General features: G+C 50.1%; 9 protein-coding genes. All 9 read left to right on the top strand.

The annotated features are described in order from the left end of the window. Positions 1-11: 11 nt before the first annotated feature. The 9 genes from rpe (at position 12) to B3F49_RS08810 (ending at position 7,800) form a co-directional block, all read left to right on the top strand. Positions 12-680, top strand: coding sequence for a ribulose-phosphate 3-epimerase (gene rpe / locus B3F49_RS08770; RefSeq protein WP_293910485.1), 669 nt, complete (start codon positions 12-14; stop codon positions 678-680). Beyond that, positions 677-1,114, top strand: a complete 438-nt coding sequence (gene dtd, locus B3F49_RS08775; RefSeq protein WP_293893818.1) for a D-aminoacyl-tRNA deacylase — start codon at positions 677-679, stop codon at positions 1,112-1,114. The genes rpe and dtd overlap by 4 nt, the downstream gene beginning before the upstream one ends. 68 nt (positions 1,115-1,182) lie before the next feature. Next, a complete protein-coding gene (gene recA, locus B3F49_RS08780; RefSeq protein WP_293910487.1) occupies positions 1,183-2,268 on the top strand; it encodes a recombinase RecA in 1,086 nt (361 codons plus the stop codon). A gap of 62 nt (positions 2,269-2,330) precedes the next feature. Next, a complete protein-coding gene (locus B3F49_RS08785) occupies positions 2,331-3,290 on the top strand; it encodes a segregation and condensation protein A (protein WP_293910489.1) in 960 nt (319 codons plus the stop codon). Positions 3,291-3,301: 11 nt separating this feature from the next. Then, positions 3,302-3,907: an SMC-Scp complex subunit ScpB gene (gene scpB / locus B3F49_RS08790; RefSeq protein ID WP_293893827.1), complete on the top strand. Its 606-nt coding sequence runs from the start codon at positions 3,302-3,304 to the stop codon at positions 3,905-3,907. Beyond that, positions 3,904-4,656 carry a pseudouridine synthase gene (locus B3F49_RS08795; protein ID WP_293910491.1) on the top strand — a complete coding sequence of 251 codons (753 nt, stop codon included), beginning with the start codon at positions 3,904-3,906 and terminating at the stop codon, positions 4,654-4,656. The genes scpB and B3F49_RS08795 overlap by 4 nt, the downstream gene beginning before the upstream one ends. After that, the gene (gene cmk / locus B3F49_RS08800) at positions 4,650-5,294 is read left to right on the top strand and encodes a (d)CMP kinase (RefSeq protein ID WP_293910493.1); all 645 of its coding nucleotides are present in this window, start codon (positions 4,650-4,652) and stop codon (positions 5,292-5,294) included. Before B3F49_RS08795 ends, cmk begins: the two co-directional genes overlap by 7 nt. Before the next feature lie 30 nt (positions 5,295-5,324). Further along, on the top strand, positions 5,325-7,040 hold the full coding sequence (locus B3F49_RS08805) for a S1 RNA-binding domain-containing protein (protein WP_293893834.1): 1,716 nt from the start codon (positions 5,325-5,327) through the stop codon (positions 7,038-7,040). Between the two features lie 70 nt (positions 7,041-7,110). Continuing rightward, complete coding sequence (locus tag B3F49_RS08810) at positions 7,111-7,800, top strand: tetratricopeptide repeat protein (RefSeq protein WP_293910495.1); 690 nt, start codon at positions 7,111-7,113, stop codon at positions 7,798-7,800.

The following is a 7,800-nucleotide window of genomic DNA, read 5'->3' on the forward strand; positions in this document are numbered from 1 at the left end:
ATAACTGGAGTATGGAAAAAACTTCTCTCATCATCGCACCAAGCATGCTTTCCTCTGATTTTTCCCGTACTGCCGAGGAAGTGGAAAGTATCAAAGCAAGTGGTGCGCAGTGGGTTCATCTCGATGTCATGGATGGCAGGTTTGTGCCCAATATCACCTTCGGTCCCAAATTCATCAAGGACTTGCGCCCTCATTCCGACTTGGTGTTCGATACACACCTGATGGTTGATGAACCTGAGCGTTTTATCACCCATTTTGCGCAGAGCGGCAGTAATTACATCACAGTCCATGCAGAAGCTACCGTACACCTGCACAGAACCCTGCAAATGATCAGGGACTGCGGATGCAAAGCAGGTGTTTCCCTCATCCCGTCTTCGTCTGTTTCGTCAATCCTTCCCATCCTGGATATGGTTGACCTGATCCTCATCATGACGGTGAATCCCGGATTCGGCGGACAGAGCCTTATTCCCTCTACGCTTGAGAAGATCGGTGAGCTGGCTTCAATCAGAGAGAAGGAGGGATACAAATATTTGATCAGCGTAGACGGGGGCATCAACCTGTCAACAGTTGCAACCATTGCAAAGCTGGGTGCCGATGTTGCAGTCTGCGGCAGTGCATTTTTTTGCGAACAAGATCGTCCTGCTTTTGTTCGGGCGATGATGGAACAAGCAAAGGCATGAAAGCGGTAATCCAACGGGTACGTCGGGCTCAAGTTGCCGTTGATCAAGAGGTAGTGGGCAGCATCGAGCACGGCTTGTTGGTGTACCTTGGGATTGGAAAGGGAGATTCGTATCAAAACCTCACGTGGTTGTGCCAAAAAATTGTCAAGCTTCGCGTCTTTGCCGATGATGCGGGTAAGATGAACAAGGCCTTGGGTGAGGTTGGGGGGCAGCTGTTGGTGGTAAGCCAGTTCACTTTGCTGGCAAACCTGCATAAGGGGAATCGCCCTTCGTATGATGATGCGGCAGATCCCAAGGAGGCAGAGGTCTTGTATGAGGCCGCCTTGGATCTTTTCCGTTCGATGGGTTTTGTTGTGGCCGGCGGACGCTTTGGAGCGCATATGGATGTTTCGTATACGAATGACGGACCGGTCACCTTTGTACTGGAAGCTTGATGTGAAGCAAATACGACCTGAGCGCCTCTTTGTAGGGCAAAGGGCTTGGAAAGCCTGAGGAGCATACTATGGCAAAAAATAAAGAATCGACGTTTCCTACCGACCTCAACCAAAAACGAGAGGCACTGGAAGCCGCAAGAATCCAGATCGACAAGCAGTTCGGCAAGGGTTCCTTGATGAAGTTGGGTGACAGCGAGGAGTCCTTGGACATCGGTTACATCCCCTCAGGCTCATTGTTGCTTGATGAGGCGCTCGGTATTGGTGGGTATCCAAAAGGCAGGGTCATTGAAATCTATGGTCCTGAAAGCAGCGGCAAGACAACGTTGGCTTTGCATGCGATTGCCGAGAGCCAAAAAGCCGGAGGCATCGCTGCATTCATCGATGCCGAACACGCAATGGATCCCAGTTATGCAAAGAAGCTGGGGGTGAACATTGACGAATTGTGGATAAGCCAGCCGGACAGCGGTGAGCAAGCCCTTGAGATTGCCGAGTCACTGGTCCGCAGTGGAGCGGTGGATGTCATAGTAGTGGACTCGGTGGCGGCGTTGACCCCCCAGGCGGAAATCGACGGGGATATGGGCGACAGCCACATGGGATTGCAGGCTCGTCTGATGAGCCAGGCGCTCAGAAAGTTGACCGGTCTGCTTTCCAAGAGCAATACCACCATCATTTTCATCAATCAGATCCGTATGAAGATCGGTGTCATGTTCGGAAATCCCGAGACAACCACCGGTGGCAATGCCTTGAAGTTTTATGCTTCGGTACGTATCGAGGTCCGCAAGATAGAATCCCTGAGCAAGGGAGCCGATGAAATAATCGGCAACAGGATCCGCATCAAGGTCGTCAAGAACAAGGTTTCTCCTCCCTTCAAGAAGGTTGAACTCGATCTTATGTTCGGCGAGGGGATTAGCTACATTTCCAGCGTGCTCGATGCCGCACTCAAGTACGAGATGCTGGAGAAGAGCGGTTCGTGGTACTCCTACAACGGTGAGAAGATCGGGCAGGGCAGGGACAAGACCCTGGATTTCCTCAAGGACAATCCCGATATTGTAGCGGATTTGGATGCCAAGCTGCGCGCTCTCATGTTCCCCAAGAAAGTACGGGAACCAAAAACTGGAAAGGATGAGGCCAAAGCACCGCCTTCACTTGACTAGCGAGCGCTTCCTTGTCAACAAGCCATTGCTTGGGTATACTCATTTCATGGGTGACGGCAGTGATGAATCAAGATAAGCAATACGTTGAATCCGGGGGTGGGAAAACTTTTCATACCCCCATTTTTGACGGTCCCCTGGACCTCCTTCTTTTTTTGATTCAAAAGAGCGAAATCAACATTTATGACATTCCCATCAGTGCGATAACCGACCAGTTTCTTGCGTACCTGAGACAGGAAGAGATCACCGAACTCTCCGATTTGACCCAATTCTACAAAATGGCTGCCGACCTTCTGTATATCAAGAGCAGGATGTTGCTCCCTGTTGATTTGGAGTTTGATGAGGAGTACGAGGATCCAAGGCAGGAGTTGGTCGAGCGCTTGCTGGAGTACCAGAAATTTAGGAAATATACGGAACTGTTGACCAATACATCCGGCTCAGGGGAACTTTTCATCAGTCGCAAGAGCTCGCAGTTCAGGTTGCCTTTTGGGGATGAGGAGTTGTTTTGTGATGTTACGCTGCAGGATTTGCTTGCAACTTTCTCCCGGTTGATGACAACCATTACACCGAACAAGGTGTTCAATGTGTATGAATCCGTTACCGTCAACGAGAAGATTGCCCTGATGCAGGAGTTGTTTGAAACCAAGGAATATATCAGTATAGAGGATCTTATCATCCATCTCGATTCACCCTTGCACATCATCTGTTCCTTCATGGCGATTCTGGATGCTTGCAAGCTTCGTATGATCACCTTGGTGCAGACAGAACCCTATGGACCGATCTTGATCCGTCGCCGTGACGAGGCTTTCGCTCTTGATTTCAACCAGTTTTATGATGACGATGACGACCTTGAGCTCCAGGAGTTTCCCGATAATCCGATAACAGAAGAGGAAGAGCAGGAATTTTTAGCAGAAGATTCTATGCAAGATGCAGAATCTGATCGTGCAACTACTGACGCTGGTCGGGTTTTTCTGTATGATGATGAGAGTGAGGTTGAGCAAATCTTCCTCGACGATGATGAATAGGAGCGTTGGTGGTGGATAAGAAGAGGCAAACCGGCGATGTGATGCCGGGTCAAGGCCCCCTCTTGAGTACAGAGGCCCGTTTGTTGGAAGTAATTCTCTTCTTGGAGAATGAGCCGGTGAGCTTGGAAAAGCTGATGAAAATGACATCCTTCACTGCAGAGACAGCCACGGCTGCCCTTGCAGAAATCAAGGAGCATTACGCACTCTTTCTCCATGGGCTTGATCTTGTTGAAAGCCAAGGTTCCTATCACTTTCTCCCTTCTTCCGATTTGCACGACAAGTTGCGTTCCTGTTACGGCAAACGTGTCGACAGGCGCCTATCCCGTGCTGCTCTGGAAACGCTCTCCATAGTTGCCTACAGCCAACCGATCACCCGCAGGGAGATCGACAATATCCGCGGTGTAGCCAGCGACACCATCATCAGGTTGCTCAGGGAGCGGGAGTATATCAAAGTGGTTGGCCGAAAGGACGTTCCCGGCCATCCTTGTTTGTATGGAACGTCAAGAAAATTCCTCTTCGAATTCAACTTGAGCAGTATAAGTGCTCTACCCAAGCTTTCGGATATTGACCGTTTGCGGTTTGAAACGGAGACGACACAGGAGATTGAGACAGAATGAAATTGGAATATCCGATTCGCCTGCAGGCCTATATGGCAAAGAGCGGTTGCGGTTCACGGAGGTTTTGCGAAACCCTGATCACCGCCGGAAGAGTGACGATCAATACCAAACGGGTGACCGAGCTTGGTACCAAGGTCAATGAGGAAGACGTTGTCATGGTCGATGACCAACTCATCGAGCCTGCAGACAGGACCTACTACTACGCCCTGTATAAACCACGAGGGTATGTCTGCACGAACTACGACCCCAATGAGAAGCTTTACGCCCGCGACCTGATCGACATCGCCGACAAGAATCTGCTGTTCCATATCGGCAGGCTCGACAAGGAGTCCACCGGCTTGATTCTCTTCACCAATGACGGTGATGTAGCCCAGAAGGTGATGCATCCTTCCCGCGAGATTGAGAAGGAGTACCTGGTCAGCTGTTCCACCGAGGTAAGAAGGGAAGACCTTGAGGAAGCTTTGAAAGGTGTCTACATCGATATCCCCCAGCCGTATCGTATCAAGCGTTTTGAGATTCTTTCCAAGAAGTGGGTGAAGATCATCCTCACCGAAGGCAAGAATCGTGAAATTCGGAAGATTTTCAGTTACTTCGGATACGATGTGAAACAGCTCGTACGTACAAGAATCGGGTGCATCGAACTTGGAGACATGCAGCCCGGTCAGTACCGCCCGGTGTACCCTTCGGAAATCGAGGCTATGCTCAAAGGTGAGACTGAGCCGGTGAAGAAGAGGAAAGTCTCATGGTAGTTGCAATCGACGGACCGGCCGGGGTGGGCAAGAGCACCATTGCAAAAATGATTGCTCAGTCCTGCAACTTCTATTATCTGAATTCAGGCTCCTTCTATCGTGCCTATACCTTCCTGCATATCCAAGAGGGCAAAGACCCCATGGATTTTCCCTCGGTGCTTGAGACCGCCAGACAGCATGTCCTCGCAGTCGATGGTGGCCGTATCTGCGTGGAAGGTGAGGATATCGAGGACAAGCTCCATACCAGTGAGGTCGATCGCTTTGTTGCCAAGATTTCTGCGTATCCTCCACTGCGCGAGCATGTGAACGAGCAGCTGAGAAGAATTTCAAAGGATATGGATGTCGTGGTTGAGGGCAGGGATGTCGCTACGGTTGTCTTCCCCGATGCCGATCTTAAGTGTTATTTCGATGCAAAACCGGAGGTACGGGCCGAGCGCAGGTTCAAGCAGCATCCCGACGGGCCGGACTATGAGACGGTGCTCAAAGAGATACAGGAGCGCGACCATATCGACAGGACCAAGCCTGTAGGGGCTTTGCAAGTGGCCGATGGAGCCCTCTATATCGATACCTCGCACTTGACTATGGTGCAAGTTTGTGAGAAAGTGTTATCTGCTATTTTTACGCTTAAAGCGAAGTAAATAGGTAAATTTAGGATCAGGAGAAATCAAGTGGCTGAAGAACAAGAAATGGATGAAAAGAAGACCAAAATGCAGGATATGCTGCAGGAGGAGTATCTTAAATCTCTTGATGGAATCGAAGACGGTCAACTCGTGGCCGGTACTGTTGTCCAGGTAAACAACGAGTATGTATTCGTGGATGTCGGTTACAAGAGCGAGGGTCGCATCTCTCGTGATGAGTTCGCATCTATTCCTGAAGTTGGTGAAGAAGTGAAAGTCGTCATCATCAATAAGGAAGGGAAGGGCGGTCAGATCGTCGTTTCCAAGAAGCGTGCCGATTTCAAGGAACGCACTGATGAGCTGAAGGCTGCTGCTGAAAGCAGATCTCCCGTTTTGGGCAAATTTGAGAAAGTGATCAAGGGTGGCTTCGAGATCGATCTCGGAGGCGAGTACAAGGGGTTCTGCCCCCTCTCCAAGGCTGACGTAGTTCGTGTCGAGGAACCGGAGACTTTGATCGGAGTAACTGATTACTTCATCATCGATAAGTTCCACGGCGGCACCAAGCTCAAGAGCGTGGTGAACAGACGTGAGTACCTTGACCAGAAAATCAAGGAAAATAAAGAGAAGTTCTTCTCCACCGTTCAGATCGGTGACGTTGTCGAAGGTGTGGTCAAATCCTTTACCTCCTTCGGTGCCTTCATTGACCTTGGCGGTTTTGATGGACTGTTGCATATCAATGACATGAGCTGGGGCCATGTCACCCGTCCGAAGGATTTCGTGAAGAAGGGACAGGTTGTACAGCTCAGGCTTATCAACATCGATCCCGAAACCCAGAAGATCAACCTGTCGCTGAAGCACATGCAGGAAGATCCCTGGACCACCTTTGAACAGAAGTACAATGTCGGTGACACCATCAAGGCACCGGTGACCAAAATCACCACCTTCGGTGCATTCATCGAGATCGAGCCCGGCATCGAGGGTCTTGCCCATATCTCCGAGCTGTCCTGGACCAAGCGGGTCAACAACCCCAAGGAAGTCCTGGATGTCGGTGATGTCGTCGAGGCAAAGATTCTCGGGTATGACTTGGACAAGAAGCGTGTCTCTTTGGGCCTCAAACAGCTTGAGGAAAATCCCTGGGATACCATTGTGGAGCGTTATCCTGTCGGCATGACACTTTCCAAGCCGGTTGTGAAAATCACCAATAGCGGCGCTTTCGTCAACCTCGAGGAAGGCATCGACGGCTTTCTGCACATCGATGACATTTCCTGGACCAAGAAGGTCAAGAATATGTCTTCCTTCTGCGCAGAAGGTGATGTGATCGACGTTGTGGTCATCCGTGTCGAGCCCGACAACCGCCGGATCCGCCTTGGCGTGAAACAGCTTGAAGGCAATCCTTGGCAGACCCTACGCCACGACTATCCGAAGTTCAGCACCATCAGCGGTGTCATCACCAATGTGACTGACTTTGGCGTATTTGTGAAGGTCCTGGGTGACATAGAAGGCCTGATCAGCAAGTACAACCTGGTCGGACCTGATGAAGAGTATACCGATGAGGTCCTCAAGAAGTTCAAGGTTGGCGATCCCATCACCGCCATGGTTGTTGAATGCAATCCGACCACCCAGAAGCTGTCTCTCTCCATCAAGGAGCTGGTAAAGCGTTCCCAGCAGTCGGAAATTGCAAAATACATCCATGAGGATGATGACAGCGATACTTTCTCCCTTGCAGACATGATGCGTTACAAGGATGAGGATAGGGAAGACAACTAAGGTTGTGTTCCACCATACTAGGCGGCACACAGCCGCCTGTGTTTTATACCCTTGATAACGGAGATGTAGCATGAGTAATAAGAAGAAGGATTCTGCTGAAATAACCTTGAATGAAAGAATCGAAGGATCATTGAATAGCTTTTTGGCCCGTAACAAGAAGGCAGCCATTATTGTCTTGGCAGTTGTAGTTATCGGTCTGATTACGCTTGGCATCGTTACTTCAGTCAACAACAAGAACCTGCAAGCGCAGTTCAACTCGATTGATTTGCTGGAGACCGCCTATTCCGAGCTGCAGGCACTGGGAACCGAGGATGAAGGGTATCAGGCCAAATATGATGAACTCGTAGCCGGCTTGAACGACTTGGCTGCAAAGGGAAACAAATACCCCAGCCTCAAGGCTCAATACCTCCTGGGTATGATAGCTTTTGAGAAAGAGGAGTATCAGAAGGCTCTTGACAGCTTTATTGCTACGTACTCGAATGCAGGTAAGAACTACCTTGCTTCGCTTGCGCTGACCAACGCTGCAGTAAGTGCGGAAGAGCTTGGCAATGACTCGTTGGCTCTTGAATACTATACCAAGGTCATTGATGAATTCGGATTGTCAGCCGCCGAGGCTCCGAAAGCCTTGTTCGGACAGGCAAGACTTCAGGAAAAGAAAGGCAACCTAGAACTTGCCAAAGCAACGTTCCAGCAGCTCGCCGATCAATTCCCGACCTCTGAGTTTGCCAAGATTGCAACCAATAGACTTGCCTTTCTGTAG

Origin of the sequence: Sphaerochaeta sp. UBA5836 (genome assembly GCF_002432845.1) — a bacterium.
Classification (GTDB): domain Bacteria; phylum Spirochaetota; class Spirochaetia; order Sphaerochaetales; family Sphaerochaetaceae; genus Sphaerochaeta.

Excerpts from the sequence above, each read along its gene's own strand:
- dtd (WP_293893818.1), top strand. The coding sequence starts at position 677 with ATGAAAGCGGTAATCCAACGGGTACGTCGGGCTCAAGTTGCCGTTGAT.
- cmk (WP_293910493.1), top strand. The coding sequence starts at position 4,650 with ATGGTAGTTGCAATCGACGGACCGGCCGGGGTGGGCAAGAGCACCATT.
- recA (WP_293910487.1), top strand. The coding sequence starts at position 1,183 with ATGGCAAAAAATAAAGAATCGACGTTTCCTACCGACCTCAACCAAAAA.
- B3F49_RS08795 (WP_293910491.1), top strand. The coding sequence starts at position 3,904 with ATGAAATTGGAATATCCGATTCGCCTGCAGGCCTATATGGCAAAGAGC.
- B3F49_RS08785 (WP_293910489.1), top strand. The coding sequence starts at position 2,331 with ATGAATCAAGATAAGCAATACGTTGAATCCGGGGGTGGGAAAACTTTT.
- B3F49_RS08810 (WP_293910495.1), top strand. The coding sequence starts at position 7,111 with ATGAGTAATAAGAAGAAGGATTCTGCTGAAATAACCTTGAATGAAAGA.
- rpe (WP_293910485.1), top strand. The coding sequence starts at position 12 with ATGGAAAAAACTTCTCTCATCATCGCACCAAGCATGCTTTCCTCTGAT.